The sequence below is a fragment of the Arthrobacter sp. SLBN-112 genome, from assembly GCF_030944625.1.
Taxonomy (GTDB): domain Bacteria; phylum Actinomycetota; class Actinomycetes; order Actinomycetales; family Micrococcaceae; genus Arthrobacter.
Genome location: NZ_JAUSXY010000001.1, coordinates 2,567,162 through 2,589,776 on the forward strand (window position 1 = coordinate 2,567,162; position 22,615 = coordinate 2,589,776).

Here is a 22,615-nt window from a genome sequence, read left to right on the forward strand (position 1 = left end):
CGCAATCCAGGTTTCAGGGAGTTCCATGAACGCCGTCCAGAGGTTCATCAGAAGCAGGGTGCTGCTGTTGACCGCGGCCATCTTGATCGCAGCCATGTGCTTGTCGGTCGTCGTCCAAAGCCAGTCACAGGCCGCGCTCAACCGGACAATCGACGAAAATTCGAGGGGGCTTTACGACATCCTGGTCCAGGCCAAGGCGCCCTCCGGAGCACTCCTCCAGCCCGAGATCGCCAATGGCGCCGGCGGCATTGGATTCGACCAGCTGGACTCCATCCGCAAACTCTCCGGAACGTCCGTGGCGGCCCCGATCAGCCTCGTTTCGCGGGTGACCCAGAACCTTGAAACACCCCGGCTCGACGCCATGGACTACCTCGGCTACAACGCCGGGCTGGCCGGTACCGCGACGGCTGACCAGGCCGCGGGTGCCACCGCCCCGAACCAGTGGCCGGCGGCGGAATCGGTACTCAGCGACACTGCAAAGAAGTACCGCCTGACCGCCAGCGCCGTGAGCTCCGACGGCAACTCCGAGCAGACCCTCTTCAAAACCACTGCCGAGGGCACCCTGGGCAAGGCGCGCCTCGTCGAGGAAAAGGCGCAGGGCGGCAGCAGCATCCGCATCGCCGCACCTGCGGGCGAGACAGGCATCAAGTTCCCCGCCCCCGCCGGCGGCTCCGAACACAACCTCTTCAACCTCTCCGTGGCCCTGCCGCTCGCCCCTGAGGTCACCGAATCCGTCGTGGCAGTGGACCCCGCGGCCGAACGGGCCCTGCTGGGTTCAGCGGGCGACTTCCTCGCCCCGCTGGAAAAGGCGCCCCCCGCCGACGCCCGTGACGCCGGCGCCGTGGGCCGGTACCTGGAAGGCCTCTTCACCAGCGGGATCAGCATGGACCAGCTCAAGGAAGGACCGGACTTCCTCGGGGTGAAGCTCAAGTACTGGGCCCCCCTGATGACCCAGTATCAGCAGGCCAAGCGCACCGGCCAGCTCACCAGCGGCTCGCAGGCCGTTCCGCTGATCGTGCGCTCCGGCACGTCGCTGGACCTGAAGTACAACGTCAAGATCGAGGAGATCGACGACGCCGGCAAGGTGGTCAAGGACGTCGGCACCGTTTCCAAGTCGTTGGGCAAGGATTACCTGCCGTTCGTTTCCAAGGACCCCTTCGTGCTGTCATGGCCGGGTTCCACGGACCACTCGTCGCTGCTGGGCAACAACGGCAACTTCAACCAGGGCCTGTACACGCCCGCCAAGTGGAGCACCAATTTCGCCGGCGCTCCCAAGTACACCGACGGCGACACCGCGGCCAACGGTGCCGTGGACAAGACTGCCGTGCCCGGTGACTGGGTCACCGTGAACCGCTTGCCGGACAAGGCCGCCAATGGCGCCCCCGTGGACCAGACGCAGCGCGACCCGGTAGACGAGCGCTCCTACCGGGACAACCTGTCCACGGGCCAGCAGCAGCCGGCCCAGCCGCTGCCCATGGTGTACGGCACGTTCGACCCCGCTGCCGTGGCCGCCGCTTCCGGCGACGTCAACAAGCTGCCGCTGGGCGGCTATGACCCCACGCCGTTCACCCTGGTCAAGGACGCCGCAGGCAAGGACGTCCCCGCCGCGGAACTCAAGCCGTCCCTGAGTGCCACCGGCCTGGCGAGCCAGTCCGCCGGTGCGATCACCGACTACTACGGACTTGCCGCAGCCCGGGGCTACAAGCAGAACGCCGCAGTAATCGATGCCGTCCGCGTCCGCGCCAAGGCTCCGGGCAGCTGGAAAGAAGCCCAGCCCGAGGTGGAGAAGCTCGCCGCCGAAATCCGGGACATGGGACTGGACGCCACGATCGTGGCAGGTTCGGCCCGCGAGGACACCAGCATCGCCGTCCCCGGCTACTCCAAGGACGGAGCGGGCAAGGAGTCCCCGCTGGGAACCGTCCAGCAGTCCTGGGTCCGGCAGAACGCAGCCGACGCCGTGGCCGGATCCCTGTCCGGTACCAACGTCACCCTGCTGTTCCTGACCCTGTGCGGCGCGGCCCTGCTGACCGGGGCGTCAACTGTCAGCTACATCCGGAAACGCCGCAGCGAGGCCGGAACCCTGCGGGCCATGGGCTGGACGCAGCGGCGGATCCGCAGCTGGGTCCTTGAGGAGTTCGGCGTCGGCGCCGTGCTGCTTGCCGCCGCCGGAATCCTGCTGAGCTTGTTGAGCTGGAGCCTGCCGACCGCCCTGGTGTGCGCCGCCGTCGTGGTCCTCTACTGCGGCGCGGCCCTGTTCGCCGCGCAGCAGCTCCGCCACCGCGACGTGGTGGACCAGGAACCGCAGCATGACGAACGGCTCATCCCGGTCGATTCGCCGCTGACCTTCGCCAACCGGCAGCTGGGCACCAACAAGTTCAACACGTTGTCGCTGGCTGTGGCGGTGGGTGTCTTCGGTGCCGCGGTCGGCGGCCTGATCTCCTTGCTGATCGACATTCCACGGGCCGCGGGTGCCAGCGCCCTCAGCGGCCTCGCCGCGGCGAGCGTGACGCTGCCCAGCATCCTGCTGGCTCTTGCCGGCGTGGCTGTGGGGCTGGTGCTTACCCTGGTGACCGGCCGCTTTGAGCTAAACGCCAAGCGCCAATACCTGGGGATCCTCGAGGCGATGGGTTGGAACCCGGACATGCTCCGCCAGGTTCGCTTGTTCGAAAACGCGCTCGTGGGAACCGTGGCCTTGCCGCTGGGCGTGCTGGGCGCCTTGGGCATCGGCCTGCTGCTGGCACCCTACGCGGCCATCTGGGCAGCGGTGGCCGGGCTGGTGGCTGTACTTTGCTGGATACCGATTGCAACGAAAGTGGTCCAATGACAAACCCGACGAATGTCCAGCGCAGCCGCCGGAGCGGCTCCAATGAGGTCCCCCTGCAGACCCGGGCCAACACCATCGTCAAGTCGGCCGATCACGCCACCCCGCTCGAGATGCGCGATATCACCATCCGTTATGGCGGCGGAAAGGGCGGCGCGGACGCCGTCAGCGTGGTGGAGGGCTTCGACCTGACCCTGCACGCGGGGGAAATGCACTGCGTTGCCGGCCGAAGCGGCTCGGGCAAGACCAGCATCCTGACCGTCGGCGCGGGGCTCACCTTGCCGACGTCGGGCCGGGTCTTCTGGGAAGGCGACTCGCTCGAAAGCATGGGCGACGACGAAATCGCCGACCGCCGCCGTGCGCTCATCGGCTACGTGGACCAGGGTGGTGCCCTGATTGACGGCATGAGCGCCCTCGAGAACGTCCTCCTGCCCGCCGTCCCCGACGGCGAGGTGGACCAGCGGCGGGACATGGCCAAGGACCTGCTGGACCTGGTGGGGCTGGGCCGCCGCATGCGGCACCGCCCGGCCCAGCTGTCCGGTGGTGAACGGCAGCGCGTGGCCATTGCCCGGGCCTTGATCCTGGGCACCAGGGTCCTGGTGGTGGACGAACCCACCGCCAGCCTGGACCGCGCCTCCGCCAACCGCATCATCAGCATCCTGAAGGACACCACCTCCGACGGCATCGCCGTCCTGGTGGCCTCGCATGACCACGAACTGGTCCGGCTCAGCGATACCCTGACAGAACTGATCTAGCCCACCCACTTACGCACCGAAGGTAAACGTCCGACCGTGACTGCTCCAGAGAAAACGCCGTTCTACATCACCACGGCCATCACCTACCCCAACGGCGTGCCGCACATCGGGCATGCCTATGAGTACATAGCAACCGACGCCATGGCGCGCTTCAAGCGGCTGGACGGCTATGACGTGATGTTCCTGACCGGCACGGACGAGCACGGCATGAAGATCGCCCAGGCCGCGGAGAAGGAAGGCATCGCGCCCAAGGAACTGGTGGACCGGAACGTCGCGGTCTACAAGGAGACCCACTCCGCCCTGGGCATCAGCTACGACCGGTTCATCCGCACCACGGACGCGGACCACTACGCCGCCTCGCAGGCCATCTGGAAGAAAATGGAGGCCAACGGCGATATCTACCTCGACAAATACGAGGGCTGGTACTCCGTGCGAGACGAGGCGTTCTACGCCGAGGATGAGACCGTGGTGAAGGACGACGGCGTGCGCTACTCGAAAGAGACGGACACCGAGGTGACGTGGACGGCGGAGGAGAGCTACTTCTTCCGGCTGTCCGCCTACCAGGACAAGCTGCTGGCCCTCTACGAATCCCACCCGGAGTTCGGCGCCCCGCAGTACAGGTTCAACGAGGTCATCAGCTTCGTCAAGCGCGGCCTGGAGGACCTGTCCGTCAGCCGGACCACGTTCGACTGGGGTGTCCCCGTCCCGGGCAACGACAAGCACGTCATGTACGTGTGGGTGGACGCGCTGACCAACTACCTCACCGGCGTGGGCTATCCGGACACGGAGTCGGAGAAGTTCCGGAAGTACTGGCCCGCCGACCTCCACATCATCGGCAAGGATATCTCCCGCTTCCACGCCATCTACTGGCCTGCGTTCCTGATGAGCGCCGGACTGGAACTGCCCAAGCGCGTCATGATCCACGGATTCCTGAACAACAACGGGGTCAAGATGTCCAAGTCCTTGGGCAACGTGGTGGCACCCGCCGACTTCGTGGCCCGCTACGGTCTGGACCAGGTGCGCTTCTTCTTCCTGCGGGAGGTCCCGTTCGGCGCGGACGGCAGCTACAACCACGAGGCCATCTTGGGCCGGATGAACTCTGACCTGGCGAACAACTTCGGCAACCTCGCCCAGCGCTCCCTGTCCATGGTGGCCAAGAACTGCGGTGCCGCCGTACCCGAACCCGGAGAGTTCACCGCGGCCGACACCGCCATCCTGGCCCAGGCCAACGGCCTGCTCGACGCCGCACGTGCCGCCTTCGACAAGCAGGAATTCAGCCGCGCGCTGGAGGCCATCTGGGCCGTGCTGGGGGACACCAACGCCTACTTTGCCGAGCAGGCGCCCTGGGTACTCCGGAAGACCGACGTCGAGCGCATGAACACGGTGCTGTACGTAACGCTGGAGGTGCTGCGGATCGTGGCGGTCCTCGCCCAGCCGGTCATGCCCGGCGCCACCGCGAAGCTCCTGGACGCACTGGGCCAGCCCGAAGGCGGCCGCCAGTTCGCCGCGATCGCAACTCCGATCGTCCCCGGCACGGCGCTGCCCGCTCCCGCTCCCGTGTTCCCCAAGTTCGAGGAACCGGCCGAATAGGGCGGCAAACCGTTCCGGGACGACGCGTCCTTGTCCACATTTTGGGATAGGTTGACCAGCATATGGATGTCTTGGCTACCCTGAAATCATGAGCGCATCCTCCATCGATCTTGCAGTTATCCCCGGCGACGGCATCGGCCCTGAAGTTATTGCCGAGGCCCTCAAAGTCCTCGAAAAGGCTGTGGCCGCGGAGGGCGTGCAGCTCAAACCAACGCATTACGACCTGGGCGCCGAGCACTGGCTTGCCACCGGCGAAACCCTGCCTGACCACGTCCTGGCGGACCTGAAGACGCGCGACGCGATCCTCTTCGGCGCTGTCGGTGCCGCCCCGGGCGATACCCGCATCCCGTCCGGCATCATCGAGCGCGAACTGCTCCTCAAGCTCCGTTTCAGCCTGGACCACTACGTCAACCTGCGGCCCTCGCGGCTCTACGGGACAGTTGGCAGCCCGCTGGCAAACCCCGGAACCATCGACTTCATCGTGGTGCGTGAAGGAACCGAGGGCCCCTACGTGGGCAACGGTGGGACGTTGCGTGCCGGAACCCCGCACGAGGTAGCCACCGAAGTGTCCCTGAACACCGCCCACGGTGTGGAGCGCGTGGTCCGCGATGCCTTCCGCCGCGCCAGTCTCCGGGAACGCAAGCACGTCACCCTGGTCCACAAGCACAACGTCCTGGTCTTCGCCGGGCATCTCTGGAAGCGCACCGTCGAGGCCGTCGCCAAGGAATTCCCCGGGGTCACCCACGACTACCTGCATGTTGACGCCGCCACCATCTTCATGGTCACGGACCCGTCCCGCTTCGACGTGATCGTCACCGACAACCTGTTCGGCGACATCATCACCGACCTCGCCGCTGCCATCACGGGCGGCATCGGCCTGGCGGCATCGGGCAACATCAACATGGACCGCACCGCGCCCTCCATGTTCGAGCCCGTCCACGGTTCCGCGCCGGACATCGCCGGCCAGGGCAAGGCGGACCCCACCGCTGCCATCCTCTCCGCGGCACTCCTGCTGGACCACCTGGGCTACGCCGAAGCCGCACGCAGGATCGAAGCCGCTGTGGTTGCGGACGTCGAAAAGCGCGACGGCACCGCCCGCAGCACCAGCGCCGTGGGCGACGCCATCGCCGCCGGACTCTAGCCCACGCCGGGGGCCCCGGCATCGGGCGTAAGCTTGTCTCGAATCACCAAATGCCGCCTCGCTTTTCAGCGCTGAACCCCGGGGCGGCCGATCGTGGAGGAACCATGACTCAGACCGCCCATGGCGTCGAATTCACCCGGCAGCCTTCGGCAAACCCGAAGTCCGCCGAAGAGCGTGCAGCCATCCTGGCAAACCCGGGATTCGGCAACTACTTCACCGACCACACTGCCATCGTCGACTACAGTGTGGACGCGGACGGCAACGGCGGCTGGCACGATGCCCGGATCGAGCCGTACGGCCCGATCGTCCTTGACCCCTCCGCCGCGGTCTTCCACTACGGCCAGGAAATCTTCGAAGGACTCAAGGCCTACCGGCACGCTGACGGCTCCGTCTGGACCTTCAGGCCCGAGGCGAACGCGGCGCGGCTGAACAAGTCGGCCCGCCGCCTGGCCCTGCCCGAACTGCCGGCCGAATACTTCCTCGGTGCCATCCGCGAGCTGGTGGCCGCCGACAAGGAATGGGTGCCCTCCGGCGACGGCGAAGCCCTCTACCTGCGGCCCTTCATGATCGCCACCGAGGCGTTCCTGGGTGTCCGCGCCGCCCGTGAAGTGTCCTTCCGGGTGATCGCCTCACCCGCCGGCAACTACTTCGGCGGCGAGCTGAAGCCGGTCTCCATCTGGATCTCGCGCCAGTACGCCCGTGCCGGCCGCGGTGGTACCGGCGATGCCAAGTGCGGCGGAAACTACGCAGCCTCACTCATCGCGCAGCAGGAGGCCGAAGCCAACGGCTGCAAGCAGGTGCTGTTCCTCGACCAGGCCAACGATAGCGCCGTGGAAGAGCTGGGCGGCATGAACGTGTTCTTCGTCATGAAGGACGGTTCGCTGGTTACGCCGGCGCTCACGGGCACCATCTTGGAAGGCGTCACCCGGATGTCCGTGATCCAGGTGGCCAAGGACATGGGACGCGACGTTGCCGAGCGGAAGATCACCCTTGACGAGTGGCGCGACGGCGTGGCCTCCGGCGACATCGCCGAAGTGTTCGCCTGCGGGACCGCCGCAGTGATCACCCCCATCGGGGTGCTGAAGGATGCCACCGAGTTCATCGGCTCCGAGGACGCCAAGGCCGGGGAAACCACCATGGCCATCCGCGAAAAGCTCCTGGGCATCCAGACCGGGGCCGAACCGGACACCCACGGCTGGCTGACCCGCCTGGCCTAGGCTCTCCACGTACGACGGCGCCTGCCGGACTGAGGTCCGGCAGGCGCCGTTCTGCGTTCCAGCCGCGGCTGCCTAGCGGCGGGATGACGCCTTGCGGGCGGCGTTCTTCATGGCTTTGCGGGACACCGGCTTGAGTGCCTTGCGGGCAGCTTCCTCCGCCAAGGCGCGGTGACGCCGGGCGTCGATGAGGTCGTTCCACAGCGTGGTGGCGAAAACGCCGCCGTCCTGGGCATAAACGTCGTAGGGGTAGCCAGCGAAGACGGCGGGGGTGGAGCCGCTGGTGAACAACTCCTTGCCGTCCGCCTGTGCCACCGCGTCGCCCACAGCCCAGGTCCGCGTCAGGTGGCGGGTGAGGTTTTCCTGCACGAAGACTGCCGCGTCACCGGATCGGGAGGCCTGCTCCAGCAGCGTTTCCAGATCCGAGGCGATCAGCGCGGCGCCGGCCTGGTCAGCGGGCGCGGGGGCGGCGGCCAGTTCGGCCGTGATGCCGGTGACGGCGTCCGTCCAGTCTGTTGTTTCGCGGAACTTCTTCCACGTGGGAAACCAGATGATGCTGCCGGTCGCGTGGTTGTGGATATGCAGGAGGCCGGTGGCTTTTTCGGTCGCGGAGTGATCGTGGCCGTCTGCGTCCGCCTGGGCGAGAAGGTCTGCGAGCGTTGGGGTGGTCATTGGCGGTATCCGGCTTCCTCGGGGGATTGGTTGTCACTGGTGCCAACCCGGAGCCGCCGGTGTTCTATTCCGCTGTGCTCTTTTTACAGCGCACACCGGCAGGGGCTGGGGGAGTGGCGGACCTGGATGCAAGGATGGGTCAGTGACCCCAGTTACCGGCCCCGGTCTGCAGCGCAGCTCCGGGCTCACCCAGTTCATCCTGGCACCCAACCCCGGCCCCATGAGCCTGGACGGCACCAACTCCTATGTCCTGCGTGCCCCCGGCCACCCGTCCGTCGTCGTGGTGGACCCCGGCCCGCTGGACGAAGCCCACCTGGCCGCCCTCGCCCGGTCCGGCGTCGTCGAACTGGTGCTCGTGACCCACCGGCACGCGGACCACACTGCCGGTTCCGCCCGGCTGCACGAGCTGACCGGGGCGCCGGTGCGTGCCGCTGACCCCGGCCATTGCCATGGCGGGGGAGCGCCGTTGGCCGACGGCGAAGTGATCCACGCCGCAGGAGTGGATATCACGGTGCTGGCGACGCCCGGGCATACCTCCGATTCCGTCTGCTTCCACCTGGCCGCCGACGGTCAGCACGGCTCGGTCCTGACCGGCGACACCGTCCTGGGCAGGGGCACCACCGTCCTGGACTACCCGGACGGCACGCTGGGGGACTACCTCGCCACCCTGGACCGGCTGGAGGCGCTGGGGACCACGGCAGTGCTCCCGGCCCACGGCCCGGTGCTGCCATCACTGCAGGACACCGTCCGGGACTACCGCCGGCACCGGGAGGAACGGCTCGCCCAAATCCGCGCCGCACTCCGCAGCCTGGGCCGGGACGCATCCGTGCGTGAGGTGACGGACGCCGTCTATGCCGACGTCGACCCTTCCGTCCGGCGCGCTGCCGAACTGTCCGTGGCCGCACAGCTTTCCTACCTGCGCGGCCACGAAAGCGGCGGCCGTCCGGCGCCGGCGAAACGGTAGGGTAGGAACCATGCGTATTGCGAGGTTTGTTGTCGATTCCGATCCCCTGTACGGCGTTGTGGAAGGTGATGACGGCAGTGAAGAAATCACTGTCATCCACGGCGACCCGTTCTTCAACGGCGTGGAGCGCACCTCCGTGCGCCACAAACTGGAAGACGTCCGGCTGCTGGCGCCCATCATCCCGCGCAGCAAGGTCATCGGGGTGGGCCGGAACTTCGTGGAGCACGCGCATGAGCTCGGCAACGAAGTACCCGCACAGCCGCTGCTGTTCCTGAAGCCCAACACTGCGGTGGTGGGGCCCAACGACCCCGTGGTGCTGCCCGAGTTCTCGGAAGAGGTCTCCTTCGAGGCCGAACTCTGCGTGGTGATCGGCAGGATCTGCAAGGACGTCCCCGAGGACCGCGTTGATGACGTCATCTTCGGCTACACCTGCGGCAACGACCTCACCGCCCGCGATGTCCAGAAGACCGACCTGCAGTGGACCCGCGCCAAGGGTTTCGACACCTCCGCCCCGCTTGGTCCGTGGATCGAGACCGACCTCGACACCGAGGACCTGCAGATCCAGGGCCGGCTTAACGGGGAAATCCGCCAGGACGGCAGCACCAGCCAGATGATCCGCGGCGTCCGGGAACTGGTGTCCGTCGTCTCGCACGCGTTCACCCTGCTGCCCGGCGACGTCATCATGACCGGAACGCCGGCGGGCGTCGGACTGCTCAAGGAAGGCGACCGCTTCGAGGTGGAAATCGAAGGCATCGGCCGGCTGTCCAACCCGATCGTCCGCCGCTGACCCCGGCTGGCGGGCGGAAGGCCGGAAGGCAGCCAGGCGGGTAAAGTTGAAGCCACTATGACTATCGCTTCTTCGTCGCTTGCCGCCTCCATTCCGCCCGTCACTGCCGAGACGCCCGTCCGGGTCCGGTTTTGCCCCTCGCCCACGGGCACCCCGCACGTCGGACTGATCCGGACCGCCCTGTTCAACTGGGCCTACGCCCGCCACACCAAGGGCACCCTGGTCTTCCGGATCGAGGACACGGACGCGGCGCGGGACAGCGAGGAAAGCTACCACCAGCTCCTGGACGCCCTGAAGTGGCTGGGGATCGACTGGGACGAGGGTGTCGAGGTGGGCGGCCCGCACGAGCCGTACCGGCAGTCCCAGCGCGGCGACATCTACCAGGACGTCATCAAGCGCCTGCACGACGCCGGATACATCTACGAGTCCTTCTCCACCCCCGAGGAGATCGAGGCACGCCACCGCGCCGCCGGCCGGGACCCGAAGCTTGGCTACGACGGCTTTGACCGGCACCTGACGGAAGAGCAGCTGGCACAGTACCGGGCCGAGGGCCGGCAGGCTGTCCTCCGACTGCGCATGCCGGATGAGGACATCACGTTCACCGACCTGGTCCGCGGCGAGATCACGTTCAAGGCCGGATCCGTCCCCGACTTCGCCGTGGTGCGGGCCAACGGCGCGCCGTTGTACACCCTGGTCAACCCGGTGGACGACGCCCTGATGGGCATCACGCACGTGCTGCGCGGCGAGGACCTGCTCAGCTCCACGCCGCGCCAGGTGGCCCTGTACCGGGCCCTGTACGCGGTGGGGGTTGCCGAATACATGCCCGAGTTCGGCCACCTGCCCTATGTCATGGGCCAAGGAAACAAGAAGCTCTCCAAGCGGGACCCCGAGTCCAGCCTTTTCCTGCACCGGGAGCGGGGCTTCATCCCGGAAGGTCTGCTGAACTACCTGTCCCTGCTTGGCTGGTCGCTGAGCGCCGACGAGGACATCTTTACCGTCGAACAGCTCGTGGAGCACTTCGATATCCACGACGTCCTGGGCAACCCCGCGCGTTTCGACCTGAAGAAGGCCGAAGCCATCAACGGCACGCACGTCCGGATGCTCGAGCCCAAGGTCTTCCGCGACCGGGTGGCGCACTACCTGCGCGACGCAGGCCTGGTGGGGGAGATCCTGACGGACCGCGAGGAAGAGATCCTTACTGAGGCCGCGCCGCTGATCCAGGAACGCATCACGCTGCTGGGTGAGGCGCCGGACATGCTGGCCTTCCTGTTCAAGGCGGACGACGCCGTCGACATCGCCGACGACGCCCGCAAGGGCCTTCCGGAGAACCTTTCCGAGGTGCTTGATGCGGCACTTGCCGCGCTGGAACCGGTGGCCGACTGGACCGCCGAGGGCATCCAGGCAGCCCTGAAGCAGGCCTTGGTGGAGGACCTCGGCATCAAGCCGCGGCTCGCGTTCGGCCCCGTCCGTACGGCGGTTTCCGGCCGGCGGATCTCGCCGCCACTGTTCGAATCGATGGTGATCCTGGGCAAGGAGTCCTCCCTGCGCAGGCTCCGCGCCTTCCGCGGCTGATGACCGCGCCAAGCAAAGCCCCGGCGGGTATCCCGCATACGCCTCATGGCGTGGTCAGGGGCGTCCTGTTCGACATCGACGACACCCTGGTGGACCTTGAGTACTCGATGACCACCGCGCTGCGCGAGGTCAGTGAGCACCTCCTGCCCGGCCTGGACCAGGCCGGGTGGGAGCGGTTCGGGCGGATTTTCACGCACGAAACCACGCACTATTACGACCGCTACCTGGCCGGCGAGCTGACGTTCAACGAACAGCGCCTGCTCCGGGGCCGCGCCGCGCTGGGACACTTTGGCGTGGAATTGGCAGATGGCGATGAATCGCACCGCTGGCTGGCCGCGTACGTGGAAAAACAACCCTCGTACGTGAAGCCGTTCCCGGACGTTGCACCGCTTCTTGACGTTTTGGACGCCGCGGGGATTCCGTACGGCGCCGTCAGCAACAACGTCCATGATTACCAGCGGGCAAAGCTGGACGGTGCCGGCCTTGAACGCGTGAAGCACCTCGTGGGAACGGACACCCTGGGCGTGGCCAAGCCGGATCCAGCCATATACCTGGAAGGCGTCAGGCTCCTGGGCACCATCCCTGCGCAGACGCTGTACGTGGGCGATAACCGGCTGCTGGACGCGGAAGGCTCGACGGCGGCCGGCCTGGTTGGCGTCTGGCTTAACCGGAACGCGGAGACCGCGGCCCAGTTTGGTGGAACCGCGGTCACCACGTTGGCGGATCTTCTCCCGCTCTTCGCGTAGGTCCTGGCCAGGCAGTCTTTGTCAGCTGGTCTTCGTCAGGCAGTGTTTAGCCGGGCGGCGCGGCGGCGGAGGATGAGATATCCGCCGACGGCGGCTCCCACCAGCAGCGCGATCAGCAGCAGTGCTGTGACGGGGCTGTCCAGCCAGGACGACGGCGACACGGCGGCCACCTTCGTGTGCAGTTCCTGCGTTCCGGCCGCGATTCTGGCATTGCCCTCGGCCAGCTTGCCGGCGCCGTCGGCGAGCTTGCCCGAACCGTCATCAAGCTTCCCGTTGCCGTCGGCGAGCTTCCCGGTTCCGTCCGCCAGCTGGGCGGACCCCGACTGCAGCTGCCCGGCGCCGTGGCTCAAGGTGGTGGTGCCCTCCGACAGGGCCTCGGTCCCGGCCAGGAGCCCCGGGTTGGCCGGGTCCCCGTCGCCGTTGACGCCCGCACTGAGCTTGGTGGTGCCGTCCTGGAGATTGTTGGCGGCGTAGATCAGGCCGGGGCTGTCGGGATCGCCGGGGACGCCGTCCATTCCGGTCCGGATTTTCGCCGTGCCGTCCGCCAGCATGGAGGTACCCAGGACGACGCCGGGGTTCTGGGGATCCGTGGCGTTGAGCTTCTCCGCCAAGGTAGCGAAGCCCGCTTTCAGCCGGCCGGCTCCGTCATTCACCTGTCCGGCTCCCGTGTTCAGCCTCCCCGTACCGGCCTTCAGCTGCCCGGCGCCGTCGTTCAAGGCGCCGGCCCCGGCGTCGAGCTTTGCCGCCCCGGCGTCGAGCTGGGCCGCACCGGCATAGGCCCTGCGGCCGCCGTCGGCCAGTTTCGCGATCTGGTCCTTCAGGACAGCCAGGGGCACCAGGCCCTGGGGTCCGTTCGCCGCTGCTTCCAGCTGGTCCAGCCCCTGGCTGAGCGCAGCCAGTCCATCGCCCTTCGTGGGATCGTTGCCGGCCCCGGGGTATCCCTTGAGCTGTCCCGCGCCGGCCGCAAGCTGGTCCGCGCCATTCTTGAGTGCTGCCGTCCCGGCCGTCAGGTCGGTGGCGCCGGCGTCCAGCTGGCTGGCACCTGCGGCGAGCTGCCCCGTCCCCGCCGCGAGCTGCCCGGCACCGTCGGCAAGGTTGTTCGGTGCATTGCCGGCCGCCGTTGGGGTGAGTGCGGCGGAGAGCGCTACGGCGCCGGCCTGGAGCTTCCGGGCACCGTCATCCACCTGGTAAACGCCCGGCACGAGTTTGTTCAGGACGTCATTTTGCAGCTTGGTGGTGCCGGCATGAAGCTTGTCCACGCCCGGGGCGAGCTGGTCCCGGACGCCTGAGTAGATCCTGCCCGCGCCCGATTGCAGGGCGAGGGCACCGGTATTGAGTTGGCTGGTCCCGTCCTTGACCTTGATCGATCCGTCCTGCACTTGCGCGGCGCCCTTATTGGCCGCTCCCGCACCCGCGGCCAGCTGGCCCGACCCGTCCTTGAGCTGGGCGGCGCCTGCCGCGGCTTGTTCCGCCCCGTCCATCAGTTGAGCGGCGCCGTTGGAGATCTGGCCCGTGAGATATGTGTAAAAGGCAAGGAAGAGGACCAGTAGGAGGGAGAGGGCCATGATGGCGATGAACTGTGGCCGGGGTTTGCGGGTTGCGGATGCAATGGTTGCTGTACGGGTTGTCAACGCTGACACTTCCTAACTTCCGCCGGACAGCGATGTCCGGTGGCGAAACCGGGATTGGCAGGGCGGTCCCTCGACCTCGTGGGTGCCCGTAGTGACAGGGCGGGGAACTTGTTACCGATCGGTAACTTACTCGAGGGTAACCATAACGTTGGACGGTGGGCAAGGTTTGGGCAGTTCTCTTTTTTCGAGGACCGGGGACGCGGCGCGCGGTGGATTTGTGCGAGCCCGAAGTCTCGGGTAAAGTAATTTCTCGTGCTGAGGCGCACGGAGCAGGGAAAACGCCCTGAAATCCGGCCCGAAAGTGCCATTGGGATATGGTGTAATTGGCAACACTACGGTTTCTGGTACCGTCATTCTAGGTTCGAGTCCTGGTATCCCAGCTCTGGTTTGAAGCCCTTTCGGGGGCCACGAAACAGGAGGTTTCCACTCGGTTCACCGATTTGAAACCACGGCAAAGTGTGTGAAATACTCACTGAGCCGAGCGGCGGAAACGCTGCCGGAAAGTACACGGCCCCATCGTATAGCGGCCTAGTACGCCGCCCTCTCACGGCGGTAACGCGGGTTCGAATCCCGCTGGGGTCACCATCGAATGGTCCCGGGCACCAGCCCGGGGCCATTTTTGTTTTTCCGGAAACGGCTGGCGGACAATCCCCTCCGTCTGGACAAAACCCCTCGCCGTTCCGCGGGGAGTGGTCCTTGTTGCGGGGAATGTCCTGCTGGGACCGCCTAGGAGGCCGCCGCCAGGGCGGCAGCTGCCTCCCGGACCTTGATCAGCGTGCGCAGGTTGCGCGTGGTGGTGGCGGCCTTGAACCTGGTCTTCGAGCTGATCTTGCTAAAGGGACTGTCCAGGGTGCCGCCCGCCGGGGCCAGCCACGCCAGCGCTTCCGGTCCCAGGCGCTTCTGGTCCTGGCCGTCAATCGCTGCGGCGGCCGCTTCCAGTTCGTCCAGGACTGCGGTATCGGACGAGAAGGTGATGTAGGTGTGGGTGGACTTGTCGTCCTCCGGATAGGGGCAGGCGTCCACCAGTTCCGCCACCCGACCGGCCGGCACGACGACGACCCACGCCTCATAGCCGAACGCTTTTCGGAGGCATTTTTCGCACTCGCGTTTGACGCCGGCTGCGCCCAGGCTGCTGGAGAGGACGACGTTCCCGCTTGCCAGCAACGTCGTGGCATCCGCGAAGCCCGAGTCTTTCAGTGCGTCCCGGAGGTCCGCCATCTTGATATTGATTCCGCCAACATTGATTCCCCGGAGGAAGACTGCGTAGCTGCCCATGGCCACAGCCTAGTGGCCGGGCAGTCCGACGGAGCCGAAAACGGGCCGAAACCCCTTAGTCGTTGTTTTTGCGCAGCGCTTCGGTCAGGATGCGGCCGGCGTTGCAGACGACTTCGGCGTGCAGGCGTCCGGGCTGGCGGGTCAGCCTCTCGATCGGGCCGGAAATGGAGACGGCGGCGATCACCCGGCCGGACGGTCCCCGCACCGGTGCGGAGACGGAGGCGACCCCGGGCTCACGTTCGCCGAGGCTCTGGCCCCAGCCCCGTCGTCGTACGCCTGCCAGGACTGTGGGTGTAAAGCGCGCGGACTGCAGGCCCTCGAGGAGGCGGTCGTGATCCTCCCAGGCGAGCAGCACCTGGGCGGCGGAGCCTGCCTTCATGGACAGCTGCGTGCCCACGGGGATGGTGTCGCGCAGGCCGATGGGGCGTTCGGCGGATGCAACGCACACCCGCCAGTCGCCCTGCCGGCGGAAGATTTGCGCGCTTTCGCCGGTGGCGTCCCGCAGCTGCATGAGGACGGGCCCGGCGGAGGCGATCAGGCGGTCCTCGCCCGCGGCCGAGGCCAGTTCCACTAGCCTGCTGCCAAGGACGAACCGGCCCTGGATGTCGCGGCTGACCAGCCGGTGGTGGACGAGTGCCAGGGCCAGCCGGTGGACGGTGGGCCGGGCCAGGCCGGTGGCGGCCACAAGCTGTGCCAGCGTGGTGGGTCCGGCCTCAAGTGCATCGAGCACCTGGGCTGCTTTATCAATGACGCCGACTCCACTAGAATTGTCCATGTAATGATATTGCCGTCTCAATATCTGAGATGCAAATCTTTCGGCTGGCGCAGTGCGGAGCCGTCCTGATTCAGTTGGACTAATCAGCCAAACAGCAGTGAAGGGAGATGGCCATGGCAAAGACATTGGCCGAGAAAGTCTGGGACGCGCACGTGGTGCGCAAAGGGGACGGCGAAGGAGCCAACGCCCAGCCCGACCTTCTCTTCATCGATCTCCACCTGGTCCACGAAGTCACGTCCCCGCAGGCCTTCGAAGGCCTGCGGCTCGCCGGCCGTCCGCTGCGCCGGCCGGACCTGACGATCGCCACCGAGGACCACAACACCCCCACGCTGGACATCGACAAGCCCATTGCCGACCTCACCAGCCGCACCCAGATCCAGACCCTGCGCAACAACTGCGCCGAGTTCGGCGTCCGCCTGCACAGCCTGGGCGACGCCGAGCAGGGCATCGTGCACGTGGTTGGGCCGCAGCTGGGCCTGACCCAGCCCGGAATGACGGTGGTCTGCGGCGATTCGCACACCTCCACCCACGGAGCCTTCGGTGCCCTGGCCATGGGCATCGGAACTTCTGAGGTGGAGCACGTCATGGCTACCCAGACCCTGTCGCTGAAGCCGTTCAAGACCATGGCCATCAACGTCGAGGGCACGCTGCGTCCGGGCGTCACTGCCAAGGATATTATCCTCGCCGTGATCGCCAAGATCGGCACCGGCGGCGGCCAGGGCTATGTCCTGGAGTACCGCGGCTCCGCCATCCGTGCGCTCTCCATGGAAGCGCGGATGACCATCTGCAACATGTCCATCGAGGCCGGCGCCCGGGCCGGCATGGTGGCGCCGGACCAGACCACCTACGACTACATGCATGGCCGCCCGCACGCCCCGCAGGGAGCGGAATGGGACGCCGCCGTCGAATACTGGAACACCCTGCGCACCGACGACGACGCCACGTTCGACGTCGAGGTTGACCTGGACGCCGACACGCTGGAGCCGTTCGTCACCTGGGGCACCAACCCTGGCCAGGGCGTTTCCCTCTCCCAGTCCGTCCCCAACCCGGCGGACTTCGGCGACGAGAATGCCAAGGCCGCCGCTGAACGGGCCCTGCAGTACATGGGCCTGACCGCCGGAACGCCGATGAAGGAGATCCGGGTGGACACCGTCTTCCTGGGCTCCTGCACCAACTCGCGGATGGAGGACCTCCGTGCAGCGGCTGACATCATCCGAGGCCGCCAAAAGGACCCCAACATCCGGATGCTGGTGGTGCCGGGTTCCGCACGCGTCCGTCTTGAAGCCGAAGCAGAGGGCCTGGACAAGGTCTTCAAGGACTTCGGCGCCGAGTGGCGCTTCGCCGGCTGCTCCATGTGCCTGGGCATGAACCCGGACCAGCTGGAGGTGGGGGAGCGCTGCGCCTCGACGTCCAACCGCAACTTCGAAGGACGGCAGGGCAAGGGCGGCCGCACCCACCTGGTTTCCCCGGTGGTGGCCGCAGCCACAGCCGTCCGCGGCACGCTCAGCTCGCCCTCGGACCTTGAGCCGGCCCCCGAACCGGTGGTTGAGCCTGTCGAAACCCCATCCGCAAGCCACGCAGCCTAGGACAAGCCATGGAAAAGTTCACCAAGCACACCGGCGTCGGCGTCCCGCTGCGCCAGAGCAACGTCGACACCGATCAGATCATCCCGGCGGTGTACCTCAAGCGCATCACCCGCACCGGGTTCGAGGACGCCTTGTTCTCGGCCTGGCGCAAGGATCCCTCGTTCATCCTCAACCAGGAGCCCTTCACCGCCGGGTCGGTGCTCGTGGCAGGCCCGGACTTCGGTACCGGTTCCTCCCGCGAACACGCCGTCTGGGCACTGAAGGACTACGGTTTCAAGGCCGTGCTGTCTTCCCGCTTCGCCGACATCTTCCGGGGCAACTCCGGCAAGCAGGGCCTGCTGGCCGCCCAGGTGGCGCAGGACGACATCGAACTGATCTGGAAAGAGCTCGAAAACGCGCCGGGAACCGAGGTCACCGTGGACCTTGAGTCCAAGACCGTAGTTTGCGGCAACATCGTTGCGCCGTTCGAGATCGACGATTACACCCGGTGGCGGCTCCTGGAAGGCCTGGACGACATCGGGCTGACCCTCCAGCACGAGGCCGACATCACGGCCTATGAGGCGACCCGCCCCAGCTTCAAGCCGAAGACGCTGCCCGCCCGGCTGTCCTAGCGCGCGGTGACGGGCCCGGCGGCAGGAAACACCCCGCCACGGGCTGCCGCCGGCGCCCGGTTATTTCGGTTCGGTAACACGACCTCCTATGCTTGGTTGGAGCCTTTGCAAGGATTTGTGGGCTAGTGATCGTGAGGAAACCGGTATATGAGTAGTGTTCTGACAATCCGCGGCGGAGTTCCGCTTACAGGCCGCGTCAGCGTCCGCGGGGCAAAGAATCTTGTACCGAAGGCGATGGTGGCAGCACTGCTGGGCAACGAACCCTCGGTGTTGCGCAACGTGCCGGAGATCAAGGACGTAGAGGTCGTCACGTCCCTGTTGCAGCTGCACGGCGTGACCGTGGAGAAAGACCCGGTCAGCGGAGACCTCACCCTCGATCCGACGTCGGCCAAGACGGCCTCCAGCACGGCTATCGACGCGCACGCCGGTGATTCCCGGATCCCCATCCTGCTGTGCGGCCCCCTGATCCACGCGATCGGTGAAGCCTTCATCCCCGATCTCGGCGGCTGCAAGATCGGCGACCGTCCCATCGACTACCACCTGGACGTCCTGCGCCAGTTCGGCGCCGTCGTGGAAAAACGCCCCGGCGGGATCCACATTTCGGCACCCAAGGGACTGCACGGAGCCAAGATCTCGTTGCCGTACCCTTCCGTGGGAGCCACCGAACAGGTCCTCCTCAGCGCCACCCGCGCGGAAGGCATCACGGAGCTGTCCGGTGCCGCCACTGAGCCGGAGGTCATCGACCTCATTGCCGTGCTGCAGAAGATGGGCGCCATCATCAGCGTCCAGACGGACCGGACCATCCGCATCGAGGGTGTCCGCGACCTCGGCGGCTACAACCACCGTGCGCTGTCTGACCGCAACGAGTCCGCGTCCTGGGCCTCGGCTGCCCTGGTCACCCGCGGCGACATCTTCGTTGAGGGCGCATCCCAGCGGGACATGATGACCTTCCTGAACACCTACCGCAAAGTGGGCGGCGGAATGGACATCGGCGAGGACGGCATCCGCTTCTACCACAAGGGCGGCAAGCTCACCCCGCTGGTCCTTGAAACGGACGTGCACCCCGGATTCATGACGGACTGGCAGCAGCCCCTGGTGGTCGCATTGACCCAGGCCGAGGGGGTCTCGATCGTCCACGAAACCGTGTACGAGAACCGGTTCGGCTTCACCGACGCACTCATCCGGATGGGCGCCAGCATCCAGGTCCACCGCGAGTGCCTCGGCAGCGTCCCGTGCCGGTTCGGCCAGCGCAACTTCCTGCATTCTGCAGTCATCTCCGGCCCCACCCAGCTCAAGGGAACCGACATCGACGTGCCCGACCTGCGCGGCGGGTTCAGCCACCTCATTGCTGCCTTGGCAGCCACCGGAACCTCCCGGGTCACGGGCATCGACATCATCAACCGCGGCTACGAGCGCTTCACCGAAAAGCTCGCGGGCCTCGGTGCCGATTTCGACATCGCGACCACGAAGTAGCGGCGGACCGTGAAGGAATCGGCCAAAAGCAGGGCCACGTTCGTGTTCATCGCCGGGATCGCCCGCCCGTTGCTGAACCTCATGATGGCCAAGAAATGGGAAGGCACCGACAAACTGCCTGCCGGCGGCTTCATTGCCGCACCCAACCACTGCACCGAGATCGACCCCCTGGTTGTAGGACACATGCTGTACAACCATGGGCGTGCCCCGCACTTCCTGGCCAAGGCCAGCCTGTTCAAGGTCCCCGGCCTGGGCTGGCTCCTGCATGCCACCAAGCAGGGTCCCCGTTGAGCGTTCGACGGCGGGAGCGAACCGTTCGCTGCAGGTGGCCCAGGAGATTGTGGCTGAGGGGGGAGCGATCATCATCTACCCCGAGGGCACGTTGACGCGCGATCCTGCGCTCTGGCCCATGAAAGGCCATACCGGTGCGGCCAGGCTGGCCCTTGAGGGCGGCATCCCCGTGGTGCCCATCGCCCACTGGGGCGCCCATGAAGTGTTCCCCCGGTACGGCAAGCGGTTCCACGTGTTCCCGCGGAAGCTTTCGCGGGTTGTGGTGGGAGATCCCGTGGACCTGAGCGCCTTCAGCGGCCGCCCCTTGGATAAGGCCACACTGGCCGAAGCCACCGAGGTCATCATGGCCGCCATCACCAGCCTGCTGGCCGGCCTGCGCGGTGAACAGCCGCCCGCGGAACGCTGGGACCCGGCCAAACAGCACCAGGCCAAACAGGGACGCTTCATCGAACGCGGACAGCAGTCCGGCCCGGAAACGGAAGCCCAGTGACCGTTGACCGAAGGCCGGGATCGGCCCGTACGGTGGCTGTCCTGGGCGCCGGTTCGTGGGGCACGACCTTCGCGAAGATCCTTGCAGACGCAGCCACCGCCGCAGGGACCCCGCGCGCGATCAAGGTGTGGGGCAGGCGCGCCGAAGTGGTGGACCAGATCAACCAGAGCCACCGCAACAGCGACTACCTCAAGGACGTCGTCCTGCCCGCAAACATCACTGCGTCCACCGATGTCCGGCAGGTGCTGGCAGGGGCCGATCTTGTGGTCGTGGCCGTGCCTGCACAGTCCCTCCGCCCGCAGCTGCGTGAATGGAAGGACATGATCGAGCCCGGGGCCGTCGTCGTGTCCCTCATGAAGGGCCTCGAACTCGGTACGGACGCCCGCATGAGCGAGGTCATCAAGCAGGAATTGGACCTGCCGTTCGAACGCATCGCCGTGGTCTCCGGACCCAACCTGGCCTTGGAAATCGCGCGGGAGGAACCGACGGCATCAGTGGTGGCCTGCACGGATTCCGCGACCGCCGGGTGGCTCGCCAGGACCTGCACCGCACCCTACTTCCGTCCCTACACCACGTCGGACGTCGTCGGCGTCGAAATCGGCGGCATCGTCAAGAACGTGATCGCCCTGGCCGTGGGCATCTGTGAGGGCAAGGAAATGGGGGACAACACCAAGGCCTCGGTCATTACCCGGGGCCTGGCCGAAACCTCCCGCCTAGCCCTGGCGCTCGGCGGCGAGGCGAAGACCATGGCGGGCCTCGCCGGGCTCGGCGACCTCGTGGCAACGTGCTCGTCCGCACTGTCCCGGAACCACACTGCCGGCAGGCTCCTCGGCCAGGGACTGACACTCGAGGAGGTGGGCCGCAAGATGACCCAGACCGCCGAAGGCATCAAGTCCGGCCAGGCCGTGCACGAACTTGCCGGTAAGCTCGGCGTCGAAATGCCTATTACCGCCGCCGTCGTCGCGGTGCTGGCAGGCAAGTTGTCCGTTGACCAACTGGGGCCGGTTCTGCTGTCCCGGGAATTGAAACCTGAAGGCGATTACTGACCATGTCCCAAGACACACCCATGACAGGGGAAACGGCCGGCAGCAGGAAACCGCGGGTAGCCGTGCTGTTCGGCGGCCGTTCCAGCGAGCACGCCGTTAGCTGCGTGACGGCAGCGGGCGTGCTCGGCGCCATCAACCGGGACAAGTATGAGGTTATCCCGATCGGGATTGCCAAGACCGGGCAATGGGTGCTGGCCCCGGCCGATACCGCGCAGTGGTCCCTGGCGGCCTCATCCTTGCCGGAGGTATCGCCGTCTTCCCAGACCGTGACGCTGGCCGAAATTGGCGGCGAGCACCAACTGATTGTCGCTTCCCCCAACGCGGTTCCACAGGAACTGGGCGCCGTGGACGTCGTCTTCCCGCTCCTGCACGGCCCCTTCGGTGAAGACGGAACCATCCAGGGACTCCTGGAATTGTCGGACACCCGCTACGTCGGGGCCGGCGTCCTGGCATCCGCCGTCGGCATGGACAAGCACTACATGAAGGTGGTCTTCGAAGCCGCCGGGCTCCGCGTCGGCCCCTACGTGGCGGTAAGTGACAGGCAGTGGCGCAAGGACCCCGAATCCGTCCGCAAACAGGTGGACCGCCTTGGCTTCCCCGTCTTCGTCAAGCCCGCCCGCGCGGGCTCGTCCATGGGCATTTCCAAGGTGGACTCCCTCGATGACCTTGACGCCGCCATTGAGGAAGCACGCCGGCACGACCTCAAACTCGTCATCGAGGCCGGAATCGTAGGACGCGAAATCGAGTGTGCGGTCCTGGAAGGCAGGGGTACGGACGCTCCCCGGACCTCGATGCCGGGGGAGATCTCCGTCTCCGGCGGAACCCACGAGTTCTACGATTTCAACGCCAAGTACGTCGAGGATGACGCCGCCGCCCTGAGCTGCCCGGCGGACATTCCGGCCGAAGCCATCTCGCGGGTCCGCGAGCTCGCTGCGCTTGCGTTCGATGCCGTGGGCGCCGAGGGCTTGAGCCGCGTCGACTTCTTCTACACCCCCGACGGTGAGCTGATCATCAACGAGATCAACACCATGCCCGGGTTCACGCCCAAGAGCATGTACCCCCAAATGTGGGCGGCCTCCGGACTGGACTACGCAGAGCTGATTGATGAACTCATCCACCTGGCGCTGAACCGCAAAACCGGCCTGCGCTAGTCCCCACCGGCACCCTGACCTCGC

The 22,615-nt window shown here is 66.6% G+C and carries 18 protein-coding genes, 2 tRNA genes and 1 pseudogene; 17 read left to right on the forward strand and 4 right to left on the reverse strand.

Annotation, left to right across the window (positions count from 1 at the left end; genetic code table 11):
• Positions 1 to 25: 25 nt before the first annotated feature.
• The 5 genes from QF050_RS12050 (at position 26) to QF050_RS12070 (ending at position 7,524) form a co-directional block, all read left to right on the forward strand.
• A complete protein-coding gene (locus QF050_RS12050) occupies positions 26 to 2,824 on the forward strand; it encodes an FtsX-like permease family protein (RefSeq protein ID WP_308930629.1) in 2,799 nt (932 codons plus the stop codon).
• Positions 2,821 to 3,576, forward strand: coding sequence for an ATP-binding cassette domain-containing protein (locus QF050_RS12055; RefSeq protein ID WP_308930630.1), 756 nt, complete (start codon positions 2,821 to 2,823; stop codon positions 3,574 to 3,576). The genes QF050_RS12050 and QF050_RS12055 overlap by 4 nt, the downstream gene beginning before the upstream one ends.
• A 36-nt stretch (positions 3,577 to 3,612) precedes the next feature.
• Positions 3,613 to 5,166, forward strand: a complete 1,554-nt coding sequence (metG, locus tag QF050_RS12060; protein ID WP_308930631.1) for a methionine--tRNA ligase — start codon at positions 3,613 to 3,615, stop codon at positions 5,164 to 5,166.
• Between the two features lie 88 nt (positions 5,167 to 5,254).
• Positions 5,255 to 6,307, forward strand: coding sequence for a 3-isopropylmalate dehydrogenase (locus QF050_RS12065; protein ID WP_308930632.1), 1,053 nt, complete (start codon positions 5,255 to 5,257; stop codon positions 6,305 to 6,307).
• A 104-nt stretch (positions 6,308 to 6,411) separates the two neighbouring features.
• The gene (locus QF050_RS12070) at positions 6,412 to 7,524 is read left to right on the forward strand and encodes a branched-chain amino acid aminotransferase (RefSeq protein WP_308930633.1); all 1,113 of its coding nucleotides are present in this window, start codon (positions 6,412 to 6,414) and stop codon (positions 7,522 to 7,524) included.
• A 72-nt stretch (positions 7,525 to 7,596) separates the two neighbouring features.
• Here the strand turns inward: QF050_RS12070 and QF050_RS12075 are convergent, their stop codons facing one another.
• Positions 7,597 to 8,193: a hypothetical protein gene (locus QF050_RS12075; RefSeq protein ID WP_308930634.1), complete on the reverse strand. Its 597-nt coding sequence runs from the start codon at positions 8,191 to 8,193 to the stop codon at positions 7,597 to 7,599.
• Between the two features lie 142 nt (positions 8,194 to 8,335).
• Between QF050_RS12075 and QF050_RS12080 the strand changes: the two genes are divergently transcribed.
• The 4 genes from QF050_RS12080 to QF050_RS12095 are packed head-to-tail and all read left to right on the forward strand — an operon-like array spanning position 8,336 to position 12,262.
• Positions 8,336 to 9,157, forward strand: a complete 822-nt coding sequence (locus tag QF050_RS12080; protein WP_308930635.1) for an MBL fold metallo-hydrolase — start codon at positions 8,336 to 8,338, stop codon at positions 9,155 to 9,157.
• Between the two features lie 10 nt (positions 9,158 to 9,167).
• Positions 9,168 to 9,944 carry a fumarylacetoacetate hydrolase family protein gene (locus tag QF050_RS12085; protein WP_308930636.1) on the forward strand — a complete coding sequence of 259 codons (777 nt, stop codon included), beginning with the start codon at positions 9,168 to 9,170 and terminating at the stop codon, positions 9,942 to 9,944.
• Between the two features lie 57 nt (positions 9,945 to 10,001).
• Entirely contained in the window at positions 10,002 to 11,516 is a 1,515-nt protein-coding gene (gene gltX / locus QF050_RS12090; RefSeq protein ID WP_308930637.1) for a glutamate--tRNA ligase, read from the forward strand.
• Positions 11,516 to 12,262, forward strand: coding sequence for an HAD family hydrolase (locus QF050_RS12095; RefSeq protein WP_308930638.1), 747 nt, complete (start codon positions 11,516 to 11,518; stop codon positions 12,260 to 12,262). Before gltX ends, QF050_RS12095 begins: the two co-directional genes overlap by 1 nt.
• A 35-nt stretch (positions 12,263 to 12,297) precedes the next feature.
• On the opposite strand, the gene QF050_RS12100 is transcribed toward QF050_RS12095, so the two are convergent.
• Complete coding sequence (locus QF050_RS12100; protein ID WP_308930639.1) at positions 12,298 to 13,893, reverse strand: hypothetical protein; 1,596 nt, start codon at positions 13,891 to 13,893, stop codon at positions 12,298 to 12,300.
• A 308-nt stretch (positions 13,894 to 14,201) separates the two neighbouring features.
• On the opposite strand from QF050_RS12100, the gene QF050_RS12105 reads away from it, so the two are divergent.
• A tRNA-Gln gene (locus tag QF050_RS12105) sits at positions 14,202 to 14,273 on the forward strand.
• A gap of 129 nt (positions 14,274 to 14,402) precedes the next feature.
• Positions 14,403 to 14,478 (forward strand) — tRNA-Glu (locus QF050_RS12110).
• Between the two features lie 141 nt (positions 14,479 to 14,619).
• Here QF050_RS12110 and QF050_RS12115 read toward each other — a convergent pair.
• Both QF050_RS12115 and QF050_RS12120 read right to left on the reverse strand, forming a co-directional pair.
• Positions 14,620 to 15,168, reverse strand: coding sequence for a DUF1697 domain-containing protein (locus QF050_RS12115; protein WP_308930640.1), 549 nt, complete (start codon positions 15,166 to 15,168; stop codon positions 14,620 to 14,622).
• Positions 15,169 to 15,223: 55 nt separating this feature from the next.
• Complete coding sequence (locus QF050_RS12120; protein ID WP_009356552.1) at positions 15,224 to 15,943, reverse strand: IclR family transcriptional regulator; 720 nt, start codon at positions 15,941 to 15,943, stop codon at positions 15,224 to 15,226.
• Between the two features lie 113 nt (positions 15,944 to 16,056).
• Between QF050_RS12120 and leuC the strand changes: the two genes are divergently transcribed.
• The 6 genes and pseudogenes from leuC to QF050_RS12150 all read left to right on the forward strand — a co-directional run bounded on the left by leuC (position 16,057) and on the right by QF050_RS12150 (position 22,591).
• On the forward strand, positions 16,057 to 17,529 hold the full coding sequence (leuC, locus tag QF050_RS12125) for a 3-isopropylmalate dehydratase large subunit (protein ID WP_308930641.1): 1,473 nt from the start codon (positions 16,057 to 16,059) through the stop codon (positions 17,527 to 17,529).
• Positions 17,530 to 17,537: 8 nt separating this feature from the next.
• A complete protein-coding gene (leuD, locus tag QF050_RS12130) occupies positions 17,538 to 18,140 on the forward strand; it encodes a 3-isopropylmalate dehydratase small subunit (RefSeq protein ID WP_308930642.1) in 603 nt (200 codons plus the stop codon).
• A 147-nt stretch (positions 18,141 to 18,287) separates the two neighbouring features.
• A complete protein-coding gene (gene murA / locus QF050_RS12135; protein ID WP_285247630.1) occupies positions 18,288 to 19,613 on the forward strand; it encodes a UDP-N-acetylglucosamine 1-carboxyvinyltransferase in 1,326 nt (441 codons plus the stop codon).
• 9 nt (positions 19,614 to 19,622) lie between these two features.
• Positions 19,623 to 20,394 (forward strand): annotated as a pseudogene (locus QF050_RS12140) (lysophospholipid acyltransferase family protein).
• On the forward strand, positions 20,391 to 21,440 hold the full coding sequence (locus tag QF050_RS12145) for an NAD(P)H-dependent glycerol-3-phosphate dehydrogenase (RefSeq protein WP_308930643.1): 1,050 nt from the start codon (positions 20,391 to 20,393) through the stop codon (positions 21,438 to 21,440). Before QF050_RS12140 ends, QF050_RS12145 begins: the two are co-directional and overlap by 4 nt.
• 2 nt (positions 21,441 to 21,442) lie before the next feature.
• Positions 21,443 to 22,591 (forward strand): D-alanine--D-alanine ligase family protein, encoded by a 1,149-nt coding sequence (locus tag QF050_RS12150; protein WP_308930644.1) that lies wholly within the window; start codon positions 21,443 to 21,445, stop codon positions 22,589 to 22,591.
• The last annotated feature ends 24 nt before the right edge of the window (positions 22,592 to 22,615 follow it).